We start from the raw sequence: 18,352 nt of genomic DNA, 5'->3' as shown, positions 1-18,352 counted from the left end.
TACGCCGCCATGACGCTACCCGCCGACTGGATCGCCCATCTCCAACAGACACCACTACCCGTGCGCGCTGAAGTGCATCGACAGTTGACGGCGTTGCTGCAACGGGATGAAATCGATCAGGGCGAGTTGGTGGGGTGGCTGCGACGCGACCCAGGTGCCTGTGGTTTTGTCATGGGGTCTGCCGCCCGGGTACAACGGGCAAAGCAACGTGATGCGCCGCACAGTCTGGATCATGCATTGTCTTTGCTGGGTGACACGTGGAGCCGGCAACAGATTCCCAAATTACCCATCCTTGAAGAAACCATTACGGACGAACTGCAATTGGCAGGTTATCTCGTCGCCGTTGCACGTAGTCTGCATGCCGCGCGCCACGCAGAAAGCTGGTTGGTCGAACTGCGTGACACCAGCTACGAAATCGTGGTGGTTGCCACCCTGCTCCATAATTTTATTGAATTGGCTTTGTGGCGTGACGCTCCTGAATTGATGCGCCTGGCCTTGACTCAGGTTCGGGACAACAAGATCAGCACACTGGGGCACGCCATTAAGTCTGCTTTGCAAACCGAAGGCATTACACTGAATTTATTAGAAAAATCACTCAACGATTTCTATTACTTGCCTACACAGTTATTTGAGGATGAAGCCTCCACACCCATTCTCGCGCGTCAACATCAAACCATCGTACTTTTGGCCAGACGCATCAGCTTTTTCAGCGAGATGGGTTGGTATCACCCGCAAATCATTGCAACACAAAAGGAAATTTCCGATTTACTGAAACGTGACTGTGCCGCCACTGATCAATTAATTCATCAAGTTGCGGTGCAAACCGCACGTGAATTCGAGCCCATGGGCTTTTACAGCACCGCAGCACTGTTGATCGATAGTGCTTCGGTACCAACGCACTGGCCGCTACCCGCGCAATACGGACTGCAACCAAACACACAAGAACAAGCTCTGCTTAACTTCTCACGCCGTGCAACATCGCAGGCACTCACGCCGAACAACCTGATCAAGTCACTCATGTCGTGCTTGATCGAGGATTTGAAACTGGTTGAATTCATCATTCTCAGCAGAACGCCTTCTGCTCTCGATCTTCAGGTCAATGTCAACAAACGGGTGTCGGGTTCAGCCATACCCAAAGAAGTCACTCTGGCAGAAAACCCACTGCTTGCGCGACTAATGACCGGGATGAAAGGTTTGGTTATTTCGAGGGAAAACCGTTACAAGTTAAAGCCTCTGCTTGATGTGAACGGCCACATGTTGATTGAAAAGGATTGCTTCCTGCAGTCTTTGAGCATCAAAAACGAGCCATTTGTCCTGATTGTAATCGACACACGATCAGAACAGGATATCGCGCCAATTCGCGCATTGATGGCGCATATTCAGACATTCTGGCGGTTTTGAGGCAATCCTTTCCGCTGGGTCAATGCCCATTGGATGTGCCGATCCAGTTGATCACTCACCTGCCTGTATCGTGCCTGCAACGCCTCTACGGCCGGTGTATTGTCCGGTTGGTTACGCAACAGATTCCCCAGGGCCACGGCCACATTACGCAACCAGCGCTGCCAGCCGATCCGACGAATCGCCATGCCTTCGGTTTTGCGTAAAAAGGTCGGCTCATCCCACAGAAACAATTCAATCAGACCCGGTGCGTCCAGACCGTGGCGCGCACGAAAGTCGGCATCGGCCGCCACACGGGCAAATCGATTCCAGGGGCAAACCAGCTGGCAGTCATCACAGCCGTAAATCCGATTCCCCATTGCTGCGCGCAATTCCAGCGGGATGTCGTCTTTGGATTCAATCGTGAGATAGGAGATGCACCGGCGGGCATCGACCACTCCGTCAGCGACGATGGCTTGTGTCGGGCATACGGTAATGCAGGCGGTACACGATCCACAGTGGGATTCAACCGGCTCATCGAGCGGCAAATCGAAGTCAATGAACAACTCACCCAGGAAAAACAAGGAACCTGCCTGCCGGTTTAAAATCAGGGAGTGCTTGCCTTTCCAGCCAATACCGGCTTTTTCGGCTAAACCTGTCTCATAAACCGGCGCCGAATCCACAAAAGCACGAAAACCGAACGGGCCGATTGCATCTGTGATTCGTTCGGCAAGCCGTTGCAGATTTTTGCGTAACACCTTGTGATAATCGCGCCCCAGCGCATAACGGGAAACATAACCCAGTTCGGAATCATGCAGCACATCACGGGGGCCACGCGCATCGGGTGGCAGGTAATTTTTGCGCACGCAAAGAATGCGCAACGTTTTGGGCACTAATTCATGCGGCCGCAATCGGGTTAAACCGTATTTGGCCATATAGTCCATCGTGCCGTGATAATTTTGTTCAATCCATTGAATAAAGCCTGCTTCATACTGGGATAAATCCGTATCGGTCACGCGCAGATCATCAAAGTCAAACTCAATGGCCCAATCTTTGATTTGCGCTTTGAGTTCAACCGGATCAAACACCGAGCCACTCCATCAGATGCGTTCGGCCAAAAGCATCCCGCCTCGGGCGGCCGCAATGCAGACAACCACGGTCACGACAATATAGAGACTCGCCATCACCCATTGATCTCGTTCGATAAGCGTTAATGAGTCAATCGAGAAAGTTGACATGGTGGTAAACGCACCCAAAAAACCCGTCAAAATCGCGACACGATACTCAGGGGCAATATGAAATTTCTGCAGTAAATACACCCCCAGAAAGCCCATCAACGCCGAACCCAAGACGTTCACGGTAAGCGTGCCGTAAGGAAATGCCCGCCCAAGATGGTGCGTTACCCAGTTAATCATCGCAAAACGCGCCATGGCACCAAACGAACCGGCCAAAGCAATCAACAAATAAATTCTCATTGTTCACCCTTTTTTCTGCTGAGCCTGTACTCAGTCATGCGGTTGTGTTGCACATCTGAAGTTACTTCAGAATAACATAATTATCTAATATATTGATTTTATTGACAATCATCCACTCAACTGCTATTGCTTAGGTATTCTAACAAAGTTACAGGAGATACGCGCCATGGAACCCAGTAAGCACTTAACCACCTTGATTGCTTTTGTTTTGTTTGTCAGTCTGAGTACTGTATCTTTAGCGACCAACGCAGCCGAAGTTAAGCAAAAACTGCGGGTCAATATTACCCGCGATCTGCCTTCCATCACCGTCATGGACCATGGCAAGCCTGTTGTCATCGAGCGCAATCAGGATCCTGATCACACGGTGACCGCCGAGTACGCGAAAACAAGTCGAGATTGCCCACCCTTCTGCATTCAGCCCATGCAGTTGCTGCCGGGCGTGCATACCATCGGTGAATTGGAATTGATTCAATTTTTGAAAAAGAAAGCTGAGGGCGACAAGACGATTGAAATCATCGACTCCCGCACACCCGATTGGTACCGCAATGGCACGATACCCAGTGCGGTCAATATCCCATGGACACAAATCTACCGGGGTGCCTCCACGTACGAACCGCTTGTGGTCGAATCGCTGCTGACGGATAAATTCAACGCCAAAGTCAGTGATGGCATATGGGATTTTCGGGGCGCCAAGACCTTGGTTCTGTTCTGCAACGGCGCCTGGTGTGGACAATCGCCCACCAACATCAAGGAATTGGTTAGCATGGGCTACCCCGCCGATAAAATCTACTGGTACCGCGGCGGCATGCAGTCCTGGAGCAATCTGGGTTTGACGACAATCCAGCCGCCTCAATAATTCAGAGAATCGGTGGAATCACACCGAAAACTACACTTGGGCCCGTGTGTCGAATCGGGCCCGTATCTCATCTATTAAGCGTGCTCCCGCCAAGCCAGACGCGAATCCCGCATCGAAAACCAGATGAATGTCCGCTTCGTCGACAACGGTATCGGCCATTTGCAAAATGCTTAAATCTGGATGACTTGAAAGCAGTGATTCAGGAAGCCAAGCAAAACCAAGCCCTGATTCGATCAAGTCAATCGCCGTGTGTAAATGATCAACCGTAAACCGTTGCTCGGCAGATAACCAGCTTCCATTGGCTAGACGACTCGGTGCCGAATCTCGAATCACGATTTGCCTATATCGGCGCAAATCCGCCTCGGTAACCTGCCCCGCATCGCCTCCTGCTTGGGTTACGAGCGGATGAGTACGTGCCGCGCAAGGAACCAGCCTCAGGCGATCCAAGGCAATAGTTGGCATCCCTGTCACCATTTGGGTGCCAAGATACAAACCTACGGTTCCCTCCAGCATCATCGCCGGGCCACCGCCGAGAATGGTCTCAAAGAGCTCGATGCGGGTTTGCGGATAGGACTCAGCCACGATCGAAAAAACATTGGCAATCAGTGCCAATGGAATAATTTGATCAATGGCCACACAAAGCACTGGCTCCACACCCTGTGTCAATTGGGTAGCCAATGCCTGAGCGCCATCGAGGTCACGCAGCACCGGCCGCATTCGGCAGGTCAGCAGTTGACCGATCTCGGTGAGTATCAACCGCCGCCCCTGATAGGCCACCAAGGGCAAGCCGACCTGGACTTCAAGTTGCTTAATGGCGTGGCTGAGCGTGGATGGCGTCCGGTGAAAATGATCCGCCGCCGCCTGCAATCCGCCGTAATCGATCACACCGATCAGCCAACGCCAAGGGCGCAGATCATCCATAACCACCTCATTTCGAATTATTCGAAGTATTTTTGAAATAAATTTCGATATTAACAAAAATATACCTGGGTAAAATCCAGAGCGTCAAACAACAGATTCAATCTCAGCGAGGAATCCATCATGTATACCGCATCACTGACACCGACATGGTCGACAGTTAAATCCACGCCCAGGTCAATGGCTGTGCTGGCATTTATTGCTTCAATATTTGGTGCCACATCAAATGTGTTTGCCCAAGAGCAATACCAACCACTTAGCGATAATCCGGATGGGCAATATCAAATCGATCCGGATCACTCTCAGGTGTTTTTTACGCTTGGACACGTCGGCATCGCACCATTTACCGGACGATTCAACAAAATCAGTGGCCACTACACCATTGATAGCAAGCATCCGGGCAAAAACAAAGCTGAGATAAGCATTCCAGTCGAGAGCATCGACACCAACCTGGCCTTGCGGAATGAACACTTGCTCAGCAAGGAGTTCTTCGATGCCAAGAACCATCCTGAAATCACCTTCACGAGCACGAGATTCGTGCCGAACAAGCAGGGTGGCGGCAATCTGCATGGGCTCATGAGTTTTCACGGTATGACGCGCCCAGAAGTATTTCATGTCAAAAAGGTCGGCGCCGGGGAAGTGGCATATCTGCCCAAACCTTGGGGTGGGTATCTGAGCGGTTTTGTTGCCACAACCACGATCAAGCGCAGCGATTTCGGCCTGATGGCGTATCTCCCGCAAGGTCTTTCTAACGATGTTCACATCACCGTCAATATCGAAGGGGTTCGAGTCAAGCCGTAACCGATTCCAGTCACTAACCGACACCTTATTTACCGCAATGCACAGGAGTTATCATGAACACATTCCACATTCGATATGCTCAACCCACCGAAGATGGCGCCGGGGTCAAAATTCGCCGTATCAGCGAATTCACCGGAGCGATCGACCCGTTTCTGATGGTCGATGAGCTGAAATCAACCATCAAGGACGACTACATCGGCGGATTCCCACCGCACCCGCATCGGGGGTTCGAGACACTCACCTACTTGCTGCACGGCGGACTTAAGCATCGCGACTCTGAAGGGCACCAAGGTGGCGTGAGTCGAGGTGGTGCTCAATGGATGCGTGCGGGTAGTGGCGTTGTTCACTCGGAAATGCCGACAACCGACAGTGATGGCCTGCATGGCTTTCAGGTGTGGATCAACCTGCCTGCCGCACTCAAGATGAGCGCACCCACATACCGGGATATTCAGGCAAGCGAAATCCCGCAGATCGCATTCACGGGGGGTGAAGCGCGCCTGATTGCCGATCGGTGGCAATTCAACGGCACAACGGGCGACGGCGCCATGCCCACCTTGGGTGATGGTGCTGGCATGGCCGATGTCCGCCTGAATGCAGGCGCGACAGTCGAAGTAAAACTGCCCGAGGGCTACAGATTGATGGCGTATGTCTATGCCGGCGCGGTATCGGCACCGCGACAGGATACTGGCGTAGAAGGCAAGGCAGAAAACGGGGGATTGATGGTGTTCGGCAGGGGCGATCAGACTGTGAGACTGCACAGCGAAACAGCAAGCGGAGTGCTGCTGTTATCCGGCAAACCCATCGACGAACCCATCGCTCATCGAGGTCCGTTCGTGATGAACACCCCCGCTGAACTGCAGCAGGCAATCATTGACTATCAATCCGGTGCCATGGGACGACTTGATCGCTGAGTCCGTTGGCTAAAATCCCCCCCTACCCCAAGCCAACGCGTGGGGTAAGAGAAGGGAACCAAATTACGGCGATTTCAGAGCAAAGAGGTCATTAAAGTTGTTTTGAAATGGGCAGGCAGAAGAATGCCTACTACAGAAGAGGATCAATATTCCTTGATATCTGTTCCAGCGCCTGGCGAATCTGCGTGAGCGGCGGAACGGCTGAATCAGGGTTCAAAGGTGAAAGATGAGGCAGCTCATCAGCGTGGGCAACCTTGGCAGATGCAATCTGATCACTTGCCGTCAAATCAGGAGAATCAGCGGCGGGTTCCACATGAGTGATATCAGACAGCAAATCACGCTCATGATCCAGGTCTATATCTCGGGCTGTATCCAGGGCTGTCTTGCCAGATGGCTGCTTGAAAGCCTGGGCGAGTTGCTGCCGTGCGCCGGCAATAGTGAACCCCTGCTCATACAAAAGGCTACGAATCAGACGAATGAGCTCGATATCATGCCGTTGATAGTAACGCCGGTTGCCACGACGCTTGGTCGGCTTGAGCTGAGTAAACTCCTGTTCCCAATACCGCAACACGTGTGACTTGACATCACACAAGCCGCCTACTTCACCAATCGTGAAGTAACGCTTATTGGGAATCGGCGGCAGGCTCGATTCAGGATGCGTCAGAGCCGTCATAGGCCTCAACCATGGCCTTCAGTTTTTGCCCGGCACGGAAGGTCACCACACGGCGTGCCGATACGGGAATCATCTCGCCCGTGCGTGGGTTGCGGCCGGGGCGTTCGTTTTTATCGCGCAACTGAAAATTACCGAAACCGGAAAGTTTGATTTCCTCGCCCGATTCGAGCGTGGCGCGGAGTTCTTCGAAAAAAATATCAACAAAATCCTTGGCTTCGCGTTTATTCAAGCCAAGTTCGGCGTGGAGTTTTTCGACCAGATCTGCTTTGGTTAAGGCCATGAAATGCTGTCCCTTAGGTGCGCAATTGAATATTATGCTGCGCAAGATTTGCGCGTATGTCGCTGATTATACCGACAATTTCGTCATCCGTCAGTGTGCGCTCGGATTCCTGGAAAATTAATTTGACCGCGACACTTTCAAACCCCGGTTCAATACCGGCACCAACGTACCGGTCAAAGACGCCAACCTCGCGCAAACTCGCCGGACCGCCGTTCCTGATCAGAGATAATAATTCTGCAATCGGCATGGTGGCCGGCTTCAGGAGCGCCAGATCCCGTCTGACTTGCGGGAACCGCGAGCGCGGCTTGTTCATCGGCAGATGCCGATATTGCAAGGAGTGAAGATCGAGTTCCAGGACAAAAACCGATCCATTGACGTCCATTTTTTCTGCTATGTCAGGATGAATGGCGCCCAACCAGCCGCAAGGATGGTCATGAATCAGGATTTCTGCACTTTGCCCGGGATGCAATGCCGGGTGCGCAGCGGCCCGGAGGCTGACGTTGTTCGCGTGATCCGACGAGGGATCAAGACTGAAACCAAGGTGCAGCAGGAGTGCCTCGCAATCGCCCTTGAGGTCGAAGAAGTCTGCCTGAGTGCTTTTTTCGCCCCATTGCTCCGGCCAACGCCCCCCCACGATCACCGCGGCGAGTTGATCAATTTCCTGCACATCATCAAGCGAACCCTTGAAACTTCTGCCCATTTCAAACAAACGTACACGTGTCTGCTGACGATTCTGATTGAAGGCCACGGCCTGCAACAATCCCGGCCACAGGCTTTGACGCATGACGGCCATCTCGCTGGAAATCGGGTTTGCGAGTGCAATACCAGGCGCGGAGGTAAAAAGTTCTGCGATGGCAGGATCAATGAAACTGTACGAAATCGCTTCGAAGTAACCTCGGCTTGCCATGAAATCTGCAACTTTAGCAATGCTGTTTTCGGTTTCCGGTCGGACACCAATCGTCAGAGGCGAACGCCCCATTGGCGCACGAAATGCGTCAAAACCGAGCAAACGCGCCAATTCCTCAAGCAGATCTTCAGGAATCACCATATCGAAACGATGACTTGGCGGAGTGACTGTCAATACGGTATCAGACTGAAATTCAACGATGCAGCCCAAGCGCACGAGAAATTTCTTGGCTTGCTCTGGCAAAACAGCCAAGCCCAAACGACGCTCAGCCCAACTCATATCCAACTGGATAGCAGCAGGAACCTGCGGTGCCTTGGCTCCCTGAGCCGCACTGGCGTTACCCACCTGGCCGCCGCATATCTGTTGAATCAGCGTGGCGGCACGCGATAAGGCTCGTGCCGGTAGCAGCGGATCAACGCCCCGCTCGAACCGGAAAGCGGCATCAGTAGTTAGCCCCAGACGCCGGGCACGACCAGCAATCGCCTCGGGCGTAAAGTGAGCCGACTCGAGGACGATGTTTACCGTTCCGGCTGACACGGCCGACGCCAGACCACCGATGATCCCCGCCAGCGCGACCGGACCCGCTTCATCGGCGATCACGAGGCAATCGGCATCCATTTCCAGCTTTTGCTGATTGAGCGCATCCATGGATTCGCCCGGACGTGCACGCCGAACGGTCAAGCCACCCTGCAGTTTTTGCTGATCGAAGGCATGCAAGGGTTGCCCCAACTCGAGCATGACGTAGTTGCAGACGTCCACGATCGGCTCGATCACCTTGATCCCGGCACGACGTAGACGTTCAGACATCCACATCGGTGTTTTACGACCGGCAGACACACCACAGATAACTTGGGTCAAATAAACCGGGCAATCATCGGGAGCGGCGATTCGAGCAGACTGAACGGCATCCGACGTAACCTCAACCCCTGAGGATTGATCACGCGGGGTGATATCCAGATCAAACAATGCCGAACAATCACGTGCAACACCCAAAATCGAAAGCGCATCACCCCGGTTGGGTGTTATTCCCAACTCGATGATGGAATCATCCAGATTCAGCCAGTCGCGAATGGATTGTCCCAATGGTGCGTCCGAAGGCAATTCCCACAACCCGTCGACAACGCTGGGCATACCCAACTCGCTGGCACTACACAGCATTCCTTCAGAGGGAACACCACGCAATTTCGCTGATTTGATGACCAGTCCGCCCGGCAGTTGGGCGCCCAGGGTCGCCAATGGCACACGCATACCCACACGTACATTGGCAGCGCCACAAACGATCTGGTATTCATGGGTACCGTCGGTCACGCGGGTGATTTTGAGCTTGTCCGCATCCGGATGCAGCTCAACGGAACGCACCTCGGCAACCACAACACCGCTGAACGATTCTGCCGCCGGCTCGATGGCGTCGACCTCAAGGCCTGCCATTGTCAAACGATGGGCCAGAGTAGCCGTATCAACCGGCGGATTAATCCATTCGCGCAACCAAGATTCAGAAAATCGCATAAGAAGCTCGTGTATTTAAGCTGAAAGAAAGACCGGACATATCACACGAATTGTTCGAGGAAGCGCAGGTCATTATCAAAGAATGAGCGCAAGTCATCGACACCGTAACGCAGCATCGCCAGACGTTCCACGCCCATGCCAATCGCAAAGCCACTGACTTTGGCCGGATCGAGACCTACGGCACGCAAGACATTGGGATGAACCATACCGCTCCCGAGCACCTCGATCCAACCGGTTTTCTTGCAAACCCGGCAACCCTTGCCACGGCAATGAACGCACTGAATATCGACTTCGGCGGACGGCTCCGTGAACGGGAAAAAAGACGGGCGCAGTCGAATCGGCAAGTCATCCTGTTCAAACAATGCCCCCAGAAACTGTTCCAGTGTGGCACGCAGATCGGTGAACGTGACGTCTTCATCCAGATGCAGCACTTCAATTTGGTGGAACATGGGTGAGTGCGTCATGTCCGAGTCACAACGGTATACCCGTCCCGGCGCCAGAATCTTGAGCGGCGGGGTCTGTGATTGCATCGTGCGGATCTGAACGGGCGAAGTATGGGTACGCAGCAGACGTTCCGCATCGAAGTAGAAGGTATCGTGCATGGCGCGAGCCGGATGGGTCAGCGGAATATTCAGTGCCGTGAAATTGTGCCAGTCATCCTCGATCTCAGGCCCTTGCGCCACGGAATAACCCATTGAGCCGAAGATGGCTTCGACGCGCCGAATAATTCGTGTCACCGGATGGATGCCACCCAGCGACTGGCCCCTGCCCGGCAGAGTCACATCAATTCGTTCTGCCTCTAGCTTCTGCGCAAGAGCGACTTGCTCAAGTTCATTCCGCCGCATGTTAAGGGCGGAAATGATGGCTTCCTTAAGCTCATTGATTTGTGCACCCCTTGCACGGCGGGCTTCAGGATCCAGTGAACCCAGTTCTTTCATGAACTGGGTCACCACGCCCTTCTTACCCGTATAGGCAACGCGAATCTCTTCGAGCGCGGCGACATCCATCGCCTGCTCGATCGAATGTATCGCTTCTGCCTGAATGTCAGCCCATTGATTACCCACGCATCTGCTCCCAATAACACCCTGATGACCGAATCTGATTTTCCGATCGGTTGGATTAATCGATGAAGTCAACCCATATAGCGGGATCATAACCGTAAACGATTGACATCATGGATTAATCCGCCGGCACGTCACGCTATGATTGACCCACCAACGAAAAGGCGCTCTTGCGAGCGCCCGATTGTATCCGATTACATCACGTCGATGATGTAGATCAAAGAATGATCAAATACCAAGGGCCGCTTTCGCTTGCGCTGCGATTGCAGCAAATGCAGGCTTGTCGAATACGGCAAGGTCAGCCAGAACCTTGCGGTCGATTTCGATATTCGCCTTGTGAATACCATCCATCAAGCGACTGTAGGACAAATCGTTGTTACGCGCCTCGGCATTGATCCGGGTAATCCACAGTGCGCGGAAGACACGTTTCTTGGCCCGACGGTCACGGTATGCGTATTGACCGGCTTTAATAACGGCTTGATGGGCAACCCGGAACGTACGCGAACGGGCACCATAGTAACCTTTCGCTTTATCGAGGACTTTCTTGTGTTTTGCGCGGGCATTGACGCCACGTTTTACTCTAGCCATGGTTCAGTGCTCCTTACGCGTACGGCAACATGATGTGAATCGACGGAACATCACGTTCGTGAACGTACGAAGGTGATCCCAATTGACGCTTACGCTTGGATGACTTCTTGGTCAGAATATGTCGCATGTGCGACTGCTTACGCTTGATGCCGCCAGCGGTAATTTTGAACCGCTTGGCTGCACCGCGATTGGATTTGATCTTCGGCATATCGACTCCAGTTTCACTGTTTATGTTTATGACACCCAATACGTCGGAGTTAAATAACGCATTGAGGCTAAGGAACCTCTGATAAATTCGGAGGTTCCGCGCGGCACAGGGACGTGCCGCCATGTTCAATCACGCAGGTGATTGAACATGAAGCAAAGCAAAAGTCACGCCTTTTGCTTTGCGTGCTCTGATGTTTCCAGGATGGAATTATTCAGAGCCTCCCAAATCTCCCCAAAACCTCAAGACGGTAAAAAACCATCTCGAGTCAATGTGCACAATGCGCACACGGAGGAATTCTTTATCTTGGTCGAAGGCAGCCCCATTCATTCAAAACAGAGCAAGCCGACAACCACGATCAAAGTGGCGCGAGATGCTACTGGAAAACCGGGGAACAAGCAAGATTAATTGCGCACCGCACTAGACCAAACCAGCGTCACGGCGGGCCTTCAGAGTTGATAACCTGTGCAATCAACCTGTTTTCTTGGGAGACAGCACCATGGTGACCTGACGGCCTTCCATTTTGGGTCGCTGCTCAACGGTCGCCAACTCGATCAGATCCTGTTCGATTCGATCGAGCAGGATGCCAGCCACTTCCTTATGCGCCATTTCGCGACCACGAAACCGCAGCGTAATCTTGACCTTATCGCCCTCTTCCAGAAATCGCAGAATGCTGCGCATCTTGACCTGATAATCATGATCTTCCGTACCCGGGCGGAACTTGATTTCCTTGACTTCGATCTGCTTCTGCTTCTTGCGCGCTTCGGCCAGTTTCTTGCTTTGCTGAAATTTGAACTTGCCGTAGTCCATGATCTTGCAGACTGGCGGGTTGGCATTGGCGGCCACTTCGACGAGATCAAGTTCTGCTTCGGCAGCACGATCAAGTGCATCGCGGGTCCGGACGATACCGGCCTGTTCACCATTCTCATCGACTAATCGAACTTCACGTGCGGTGATTTCGTTATTGATACGCGGCTCGTCTGGATCACGGTTGGCCGGCGGGGTTTGTCCACGGAGTTGAGCTATCTTCTTATCCTCTTGCATTTAAAACAGATGGGGTGAACTATTTTGCACCGCATCACATAACCACAGGGCACGCCTTGGTTTTCAGGTCGAACATGTTAATACGCATTGCTGCGTAATGAAACCTTCAACAGGTTTGCCGGAACAAAAATCGCAACAAAACGATCAAAACCGGCCCTTGTTGCAATTCTGACTCAAGCAACCATCACACTGTGCCGGGAGCACGGGATTCCAATTGCAACTTGTCCAGCAGATCGGTCACCGTCATGACGCCAAGATCAGCGCCCTCTCTCGTTCGAACGGCGATGGATTCGGTCTCCATTTCCCGGTCACCGGCCACAAGGAGATAAGGCACGCGTTCCAAGGTGTGCTCGCGAATCTTGAAACCGACCTTTTCATTGCGCAGGTCGTCAACCACGCGTATCCCGGCTGCCTTGAGTTTGGCCGTGAGTTGCTGCACATAGCCTGCATGTTTATCGGTAATTCCCATGACCACCACCTGAACGGGTGCTAACCAGAAGGGCAGCAAACCGGCATGGTGCTCAATCAGAATCCCGATAAAGCGCTCCATCGAGCCGACAATTGCGCGGTGCAGCATCACGGGATGGCGACGCTCGCTGTGCTCATCGACGTAGGTGGCGCCAAGGCGCTCCGGCATCATGAAATCAACCTGAATCGTACCCAACTGCCAGGTCCGTCCGATGGCATCTTTCAGGTGATATTCGATTTTGGGGCCGTAGAAGGCACCTTCTCCGGGCAATTCCGTCCACGCCACACCGGCCGCACTCAAGGCGCCGCGCAGGGCTGCTTCCGCCTCATCCCACACGGCATCAGTGCCCAGCCGCTTGTCCGGACGCAGGGCGATTTTCACCTGGATATCGGTAAAGCCGAAGGTAGCATACACAGACAAAGCCTGCTCGTGAAAGGCTTTGACCTCCGATTCGATCTGGCTTTCCATGCAGAAGATATGACCATCATCCTGCGTAAACCCGCGCACACGCAAAATGCCATGCAGCGCGCCCGAAGGTTCGTTGCGATGACAGGAGCCGAATTCGCCGTAACGAATCGGCAGATCGCGATAACTGTGCAAACCGTGATTGAACACCTGCACATGCCCCGGGCAGTTCATCGGCTTGACGGCAAACGTGCGCTTCTCCGATTCGGTGAAGAACATGTTTTCCTGATAGTTATCCCAATGGCCCGATTTTTTCCACAGTGAAACGTCCAAAATTTGCGGGCAGCGAATTTCGTCGTAGCCAGATGATCGGTAGATGCCGCGCATGTGCTGCTCGATCACCTGCCACAAGGCCCAGCCCTTGGGATGCCAGAACACCAGACCCGGCGCCTCCTCCTGGAAGTGGAACAGATTCTGCTGTTTGCCGATGCGCCGATGATCGCGCTTTTCGGCCTCGGCCAGTTGATTCAGGTAGGCTTTAAGCTCCTTGTCGCTGGCAAACGCCGTGCCGTAGATTCGGGTGAGCATGGGGTTTTTGGCATCGCCACGCCAATACGCACCGGCCACCTTCATCAGCTTGAACACTTTGAGGCGGTTCGTATTCGGCACGTGCGGGCCACGACAGAAGTCGGTGAAATCACCTTGTGTATATAAGGTCAGCTCTTCCTCTTCAGGAATGCTTTTGATGATTTCAACCTTGAACTCTTCGCCCAGTTGATCGAAAAATTGAATGGCTTCGGATCGATCAACGACGCGGCGCTCGAGTTCATCACCCTTCGCAGCAAGCTCGTGCATTCGCGTTTCGATCGCCGCCAGATCTTCATCATTGAAGGGGCGTTCAAAATAAAAATCGTAGTAAAACCCGTTATCGATCACCGGACCGATGGTGACCTGTGCGCTGGGATAAAGCTGCTTGACCGCCTGCGCCATCAAGTGCGCCGTTGAATGGCGGATGACTTCCAGACCTTCCGGATCCTTGGCGGTCACAATGGCGATGCGCGCATCGTGATCGACCACACGGGACAAATCCACGAGCTTGCCGTCAATCTTGCCGGCAATGGCAGCCTTCGCTAATCCCGGGCCGATATCGGCCGCTATTTCACCCACGGTAACGGGATGGTCAAATGTACGTTGTGACGCATCGGGCAGGGTAATCGTCAACATGACGCTCTCCTTTGGCAGTGGCGGCTCCTACAACAAACCGCGTGTTTCAGGGGCGATACGGGGTGGGGTGCCGGTCAACCGGCAACGTGTTCCGAATCAGGGAAATCGCAAATCGGCCAGATTTCGGTGCTCGACCACAAAACGAGCCAGCCTAAACCTTCGATTTACAACAGCCCGACATCATAAAACAATCAAATAACACGTCAAAGAAAATCTAAGCGCGACATGCGGAAAAAGACTGCCTGGATTGTCGAACTTACGTGTCTGGATTGATTGCGGCGAAAGGGCATTCGGGTTATGGTTCTCATAAGGAATCTCCGATTAAATCAGAGGTTCCGTGCGGCATAGGGATTTGCCGCCATGAACGATCATGCAAGTGATTGTTCATGAAGAAAATCAAAAATCACATTTTTTGATTTTAGCCCTCTGAAAACGCCAGGATGGCGTTGTTCAGAGCATCCATAAGAGAACTTATACGCACAAACAACGATTAAACAAAACCATCATGACGAACGAAGCCACCGCCATCTCCCTGATCGACAACAACAATCAATCGCCGGATAAGGCGGCAGTGGTGGACTTTCTCCAACAAAACCCCGGGTTTCTTGCCGAGCACTGTCAGACGCAATTGCGATCCGTGCTTGAAGATCTGCTTGAATCCTCTCCCACGTTACTGACAGAAATCGAACTGCCTTCCCCGCCCGATGGTGTTGCCTCGTTGCCACACATTCAATTGCGTATCCAGAGAGAGCGGCTCGCTCGGCTGACACGTCAAATCAATCTGCTGCGCGCCACTGCGGAAGACAATGCCCGACTCGATCAGGTTTTGCATGACTTCGCCTCTGACCTTCTCCGCACGCCTCAGCGCACCGCCGAACAGTTGACCGTCCTGATCCACCGGCACTTCACCGTTGATGCGGTTGAACTGGTCTGTTTTGCCGACATGAAAACACAGAGCAAACAGATACTCAGCGGATGGGTGGAGAGCCGCAGCCCTCTTTGCGGCCGCCTCAACGAAGCTCAGCGTCAATTGGTATTCGACACGCACTTCCCGGATACCGGCTCCGCCGCCTTGATTGCCGTGGGCAATAATCCGGCAGAACCCGACTGGATATTGGCGCTTGGTCGTCATGCTCCAGATGGCTTCAATCCCACGCAAGGGACGCTGTTTTTGAGTCAAATCGGCGAACTGGCAGCGGCCTTCCTCTGCCCTCAAACCTGCGTTTGATGCCAGAAACCGCCCCCCTCACATCCTCAACAGCCCTCCATGCCGCTTTCGAGCGCGCAAAGATGCTGCTGACTGAAAGCGCCACACTCGCCAACAAAACGCAGTCGGCCTATCTCGGTGACTGGCAACAACTGCATTCCTATCTCCACGATCAGGATGTCCTTGAACCCAAACAGATTGATGATCGGCGCCTGCGCGGCTATCTCGCCCATTGCAGGGAATCGGGCCTCGACAACCGCAGCATCGCGCGCAAATTATCGGCCACACGCTGGTTGCTCAGATGCTGGCAAAAAGCCTACATTGTCTGCCCCGCCAGCCCAGATGCCCTCAAATCCCCCAAAGCGGCCAAGAAGTTACCGGATGCGCCCGCCATCGAAACGATGAACCAGCTGCTGGATCAGCCCCTGACGGAAGACGTTCTGATCATTCGTGACCGCTGCATGTTCGAACTGATCTACAGCAGCGGGCTCCGTGTTGCCGAACTGGTTCGGCTCGATGTTATCGATATCGACCGGTCTGAAGGTATTGCCCGCGTTACCGGCAAGCGCGAAAAAACCCGGATGGTACCCGTGGGCGGCAAAGCGCTTGACCGTGTGACCCAATGGCTCCCCATCAGAAAAACCCTGTTAAAAGACACGACAGAGCCCGCCTTGTTCGTCAATCGTCACGGCCAACGCCTGACGACCCGCTCGGTACAGATGCGCCTTAATCGCCTGGCCCAACAAACCCATTTGGGCCAAACCTTGCACCCACACCAGTTACGCCATGCCTTTGCGACGCACGTGCTCGAATCATCGGGTGACTTGCGCGCCGTACAGGAAATGCTCGGGCACGAAAGCCTGTCCACGACACAAATCTACACCCATCTGGATTTTCAACGGCTTGCCCAGGTTTATGAAGCTTCTCACCCTCGGGCGCAGAGAATAGACCAGCCAAAAGTTCAGGGAAAAGGCAGGGTCAATTTGGAAAAAAATGAACAGAAAATCGAAATTTCCGATTGATATTTGCCATTCTTGACCCAAATTAAACGAAACACTGATTCATTCAGGCAATGCACCACTTACGAACTCAAGGTTCAAACCCATGGAAAACTTTCACGGCACCACCATTCTGTGCGTGCGTAAAAACGGCCAGACCGTCATCGGTGGCGATGGACAAGTCACACTGGGCAACACGGTAGTCAAAGGCAATGCCCGCAAGGTACGGCGACTCTATAACGGCGACGTGCTGGCCGGATTTGCCGGAGCGACCGCCGATGCGTTCACCCTATTCGAGAAATTCGAAGCCAAACTGGAAAAATTTGGCGGCAATCTGCTTCGTTCCGCTGTCGAGCTTGCCAAGGAATGGCGTACCGATCGCGCCATGCGCCGATTGGAGGCCATGCTTGTCGTAGCCGATAGAAACTACATGCTGACAATCAGTGGCAACGGCGACGTGATCGAACCCGAAACCGACCTTATTGCCATCGGTTCTGGTGGGGCGTTCGCGCAAGCAGCCGCAACCGCACTCATGCAGCATTCCGGGCTGGAAGCCCGCGCGATAGCCGAAGCCGCGCTCAACATTGCCGGCGATATCTGCATCTATACCAACCACAACCTCACGATTGAAGTACTCGACGCATGAACCTCACGCCGCAACAAATCGTAAATGAATTAGACAAACACATCGTCGGTCAAGCCGCAGCCAAACGGGCCGTCGCCATCGCCTTGCGTAACCGCTGGCGGCGGCAACAGGTGGAAGAACCGCTGCGCGGGGAGATCACGCCAAAGAACATACTCATGATCGGCCCCACCGGCGTGGGTAAAACCGAGATCGCCCGGCGATTGGCCAAATTGGCCGATGCGCCCTTCCTGAAGGTTGAAGCCACGAAATTCACCGAGGTGGGGTATGTCGGTCGTGATGTTGAATCGATCATCCGTGATTTGGCCGACATCGGCCTGAAAATGCAGCGCCAGATCGCAATGGTCGAGGTGCGCGACAAGGCCCTGGTCGCAGGCGAAAACCGGGTACTGGACGCCCTGCTCCCCGCCCCGCGTGACGAGGGCTGGAATAGCACGGCCGATTCCCATCGTGACGAAGCCTATCGCAACACCCGCGAGAAATTCCGCCAGAAGTTGCGAAATGGAGAACTGGATGACAAGGAGGTCGAAATCGAACTGCGCCAACCCGCGGGCAACATCGACATTCTTTCCCCTCCGGGGATGGAAGAGATGGCCAGCCAGATTCGCGGCATGTTCCAGAATGTGAATCAAGGGAAAACGCAAACCCGCCGTTTGCCCGTATCCGAAGCGCTCAAACTGCTGACGGAGGAGGAAGCCGGCAATCTGGTCAACGAGGAAGAAGTCCGTGCGCAGGCACTCGAACGGGTGGAACAGCACGGCATCGTGTTCATCGACGAAATCGACAAGGTGGCCAAACGTGGAG

The 18,352-nt window shown here is 53.5% G+C and carries 19 protein-coding genes and 1 pseudogene; 9 read left to right on the top strand and 11 right to left on the bottom strand.

Annotated elements, in window-relative coordinates:
* Positions 1-9: 9 nt before the first annotated feature.
* Entirely contained in the window at positions 10-1,401 is a 1,392-nt protein-coding gene (locus PHD44_RS02545; protein WP_300187763.1) for a hypothetical protein, read from the top strand.
* Here the strand turns inward: PHD44_RS02545 and queG are convergent.
* Together queG and crcB are read right to left on the bottom strand one after the other, a co-directional pair.
* Positions 1,380-2,465 (bottom strand): tRNA epoxyqueuosine(34) reductase QueG, encoded by a 1,086-nt coding sequence (gene queG / locus PHD44_RS02540; RefSeq protein WP_300187761.1) that lies wholly within the window; start codon positions 2,463-2,465, stop codon positions 1,380-1,382. The genes PHD44_RS02545 and queG overlap by 22 nt on opposite strands.
* Positions 2,466-2,477: 12 nt before the next feature.
* Positions 2,478-2,852 carry a fluoride efflux transporter CrcB gene (gene crcB / locus PHD44_RS02535; RefSeq protein WP_300187759.1) on the bottom strand — a complete coding sequence of 125 codons (375 nt, stop codon included), beginning with the start codon at positions 2,850-2,852 and terminating at the stop codon, positions 2,478-2,480.
* 166 nt (positions 2,853-3,018) lie between these two features.
* Here crcB and PHD44_RS02530 point away from each other — a divergent pair, with 166 nt between their 5' ends.
* Positions 3,019-3,708, top strand: coding sequence for a rhodanese-like domain-containing protein (locus PHD44_RS02530; RefSeq protein WP_300187757.1), 690 nt, complete (start codon positions 3,019-3,021; stop codon positions 3,706-3,708).
* A 30-nt stretch (positions 3,709-3,738) separates the two neighbouring features.
* On the opposite strand, the gene PHD44_RS02525 is transcribed toward PHD44_RS02530, so the two are convergent.
* On the bottom strand, positions 3,739-4,629 hold the full coding sequence (locus PHD44_RS02525; protein ID WP_300187755.1) for a LysR family transcriptional regulator: 891 nt from the start codon (positions 4,627-4,629) through the stop codon (positions 3,739-3,741).
* A 120-nt stretch (positions 4,630-4,749) separates the two neighbouring features.
* Here PHD44_RS02525 and PHD44_RS02520 point away from each other — a divergent pair, with 120 nt between their 5' ends.
* Positions 4,750-5,427 carry a YceI family protein gene (locus PHD44_RS02520; protein ID WP_300187754.1) on the top strand — a complete coding sequence of 226 codons (678 nt, stop codon included), beginning with the start codon at positions 4,750-4,752 and terminating at the stop codon, positions 5,425-5,427.
* A gap of 53 nt (positions 5,428-5,480) precedes the next feature.
* Positions 5,481-6,338: a pirin family protein gene (locus tag PHD44_RS02515; RefSeq protein WP_300187752.1), complete on the top strand. Its 858-nt coding sequence runs from the start codon at positions 5,481-5,483 to the stop codon at positions 6,336-6,338.
* A 409-nt stretch (positions 6,339-6,747) separates the two neighbouring features.
* Here the strand turns inward: PHD44_RS02515 and PHD44_RS02510 are convergent.
* The 6 genes and pseudogenes from PHD44_RS02510 to rpmI all read right to left on the bottom strand — a co-directional run.
* Positions 6,748-7,011 (bottom strand): annotated as a pseudogene (locus PHD44_RS02510) (MerR family transcriptional regulator); the annotation flags it as partial.
* On the bottom strand, positions 6,989-7,291 hold the full coding sequence (locus PHD44_RS02505) for an integration host factor subunit alpha (protein WP_290677765.1): 303 nt from the start codon (positions 7,289-7,291) through the stop codon (positions 6,989-6,991). The pseudogene PHD44_RS02510 and the gene PHD44_RS02505, both read right to left, overlap by 23 nt.
* Positions 7,292-7,304: 13 nt before the next feature.
* Positions 7,305-9,704 (bottom strand): phenylalanine--tRNA ligase subunit beta, encoded by a 2,400-nt coding sequence (pheT, locus tag PHD44_RS02500; protein WP_300187750.1) that lies wholly within the window; start codon positions 9,702-9,704, stop codon positions 7,305-7,307.
* Between the two features lie 41 nt (positions 9,705-9,745).
* Positions 9,746-10,768 (bottom strand): phenylalanine--tRNA ligase subunit alpha, encoded by a 1,023-nt coding sequence (gene pheS / locus PHD44_RS02495; RefSeq protein WP_300187748.1) that lies wholly within the window; start codon positions 10,766-10,768, stop codon positions 9,746-9,748.
* A gap of 225 nt (positions 10,769-10,993) precedes the next feature.
* Positions 10,994-11,353, bottom strand: a complete 360-nt coding sequence (gene rplT / locus PHD44_RS02490) for a 50S ribosomal protein L20 (protein WP_300187746.1) — start codon at positions 11,351-11,353, stop codon at positions 10,994-10,996.
* A 13-nt stretch (positions 11,354-11,366) separates the two neighbouring features.
* Positions 11,367-11,561: a 50S ribosomal protein L35 gene (gene rpmI / locus PHD44_RS02485; protein ID WP_298218176.1), complete on the bottom strand. Its 195-nt coding sequence runs from the start codon at positions 11,559-11,561 to the stop codon at positions 11,367-11,369.
* A gap of 147 nt (positions 11,562-11,708) precedes the next feature.
* On the opposite strand from rpmI, the gene PHD44_RS02480 reads away from it, so the two are divergent.
* Positions 11,709-11,966, top strand: coding sequence for a hypothetical protein (locus tag PHD44_RS02480; RefSeq protein ID WP_300187744.1), 258 nt, complete (start codon positions 11,709-11,711; stop codon positions 11,964-11,966).
* Between the two features lie 63 nt (positions 11,967-12,029).
* Here PHD44_RS02480 and infC read toward each other — a convergent pair whose 3' ends face one another.
* Both infC and thrS read right to left on the bottom strand, forming a co-directional pair.
* The gene (infC, locus tag PHD44_RS02475) at positions 12,030-12,602 is read right to left on the bottom strand and encodes a translation initiation factor IF-3 (protein WP_300187743.1); all 573 of its coding nucleotides are present in this window, start codon (positions 12,600-12,602) and stop codon (positions 12,030-12,032) included.
* Positions 12,603-12,786: 184 nt separating this feature from the next.
* Positions 12,787-14,700 carry a threonine--tRNA ligase gene (gene thrS, locus PHD44_RS02470; protein WP_300187741.1) on the bottom strand — a complete coding sequence of 638 codons (1,914 nt, stop codon included), beginning with the start codon at positions 14,698-14,700 and terminating at the stop codon, positions 12,787-12,789.
* A 505-nt stretch (positions 14,701-15,205) separates the two neighbouring features.
* Here thrS and PHD44_RS02465 point away from each other — a divergent pair.
* The 4 genes from PHD44_RS02465 to PHD44_RS02450 all read left to right on the top strand — a co-directional run.
* Entirely contained in the window at positions 15,206-15,928 is a 723-nt protein-coding gene (locus PHD44_RS02465; RefSeq protein WP_300187739.1) for a DUF484 family protein, read from the top strand.
* Between the two features lie 62 nt (positions 15,929-15,990).
* Positions 15,991-16,929 (top strand): tyrosine-type recombinase/integrase, encoded by a 939-nt coding sequence (locus PHD44_RS02460; RefSeq protein ID WP_300187737.1) that lies wholly within the window; start codon positions 15,991-15,993, stop codon positions 16,927-16,929.
* Between the two features lie 82 nt (positions 16,930-17,011).
* Positions 17,012-17,551 (top strand): ATP-dependent protease subunit HslV, encoded by a 540-nt coding sequence (gene hslV, locus PHD44_RS02455; protein WP_300187735.1) that lies wholly within the window; start codon positions 17,012-17,014, stop codon positions 17,549-17,551.
* Positions 17,548-18,352 (top strand): AAA family ATPase (locus PHD44_RS02450; protein WP_300187733.1); only part of this gene is annotated, 805 nt, incomplete at its 3' end. The genes hslV and PHD44_RS02450, both read left to right, overlap by 4 nt.

Source organism: Halothiobacillus sp., from assembly GCF_028710545.1.
GTDB lineage: Bacteria > Pseudomonadota > Gammaproteobacteria > Halothiobacillales > Halothiobacillaceae > Halothiobacillus.
Note: the sequence above shows the minus strand (reverse complement) of the source record. Positions and strands in the feature narration are given on the sequence as shown.

Bases quoted from the DNA above. Each gene is read 5' to 3' on its own strand.
- PHD44_RS02505 (WP_290677765.1), bottom strand. From the start codon at position 7,291: ATGGCCTTAACCAAAGCAGATCTGGTCGAAAAACTCCACGCCGAACTT.
- PHD44_RS02530 (WP_300187757.1), top strand. From the start codon at position 3,019: ATGGAACCCAGTAAGCACTTAACCACCTTGATTGCTTTTGTTTTGTTT.
- PHD44_RS02465 (WP_300187739.1), top strand. From the start codon at position 15,206: ATGACGAACGAAGCCACCGCCATCTCCCTGATCGACAACAACAATCAA.
- PHD44_RS02515 (WP_300187752.1), top strand. From the start codon at position 5,481: ATGAACACATTCCACATTCGATATGCTCAACCCACCGAAGATGGCGCC.
- rpmI (WP_298218176.1), bottom strand. From the start codon at position 11,561: ATGCCGAAGATCAAATCCAATCGCGGTGCAGCCAAGCGGTTCAAAATT.
- infC (WP_300187743.1), bottom strand. From the start codon at position 12,602: ATGCAAGAGGATAAGAAGATAGCTCAACTCCGTGGACAAACCCCGCCG.
- rplT (WP_300187746.1), bottom strand. From the start codon at position 11,353: ATGGCTAGAGTAAAACGTGGCGTCAATGCCCGCGCAAAACACAAGAAA.
- PHD44_RS02545 (WP_300187763.1), top strand. From the start codon at position 10: ATGACGCTACCCGCCGACTGGATCGCCCATCTCCAACAGACACCACTA.
- crcB (WP_300187759.1), bottom strand. From the start codon at position 2,852: ATGAGAATTTATTTGTTGATTGCTTTGGCCGGTTCGTTTGGTGCCATG.
- thrS (WP_300187741.1), bottom strand. From the start codon at position 14,700: ATGTTGACGATTACCCTGCCCGATGCGTCACAACGTACATTTGACCAT.
- PHD44_RS02480 (WP_300187744.1), top strand. From the start codon at position 11,709: ATGAAGCAAAGCAAAAGTCACGCCTTTTGCTTTGCGTGCTCTGATGTT.
- hslV (WP_300187735.1), top strand. From the start codon at position 17,012: ATGGAAAACTTTCACGGCACCACCATTCTGTGCGTGCGTAAAAACGGC.
- PHD44_RS02460 (WP_300187737.1), top strand. From the start codon at position 15,991: ATGCTGCTGACTGAAAGCGCCACACTCGCCAACAAAACGCAGTCGGCC.
- PHD44_RS02525 (WP_300187755.1), bottom strand. From the start codon at position 4,629: ATGGATGATCTGCGCCCTTGGCGTTGGCTGATCGGTGTGATCGATTAC.
- PHD44_RS02520 (WP_300187754.1), top strand. From the start codon at position 4,750: ATGTATACCGCATCACTGACACCGACATGGTCGACAGTTAAATCCACG.
- pheT (WP_300187750.1), bottom strand. From the start codon at position 9,704: ATGCGATTTTCTGAATCTTGGTTGCGCGAATGGATTAATCCGCCGGTT.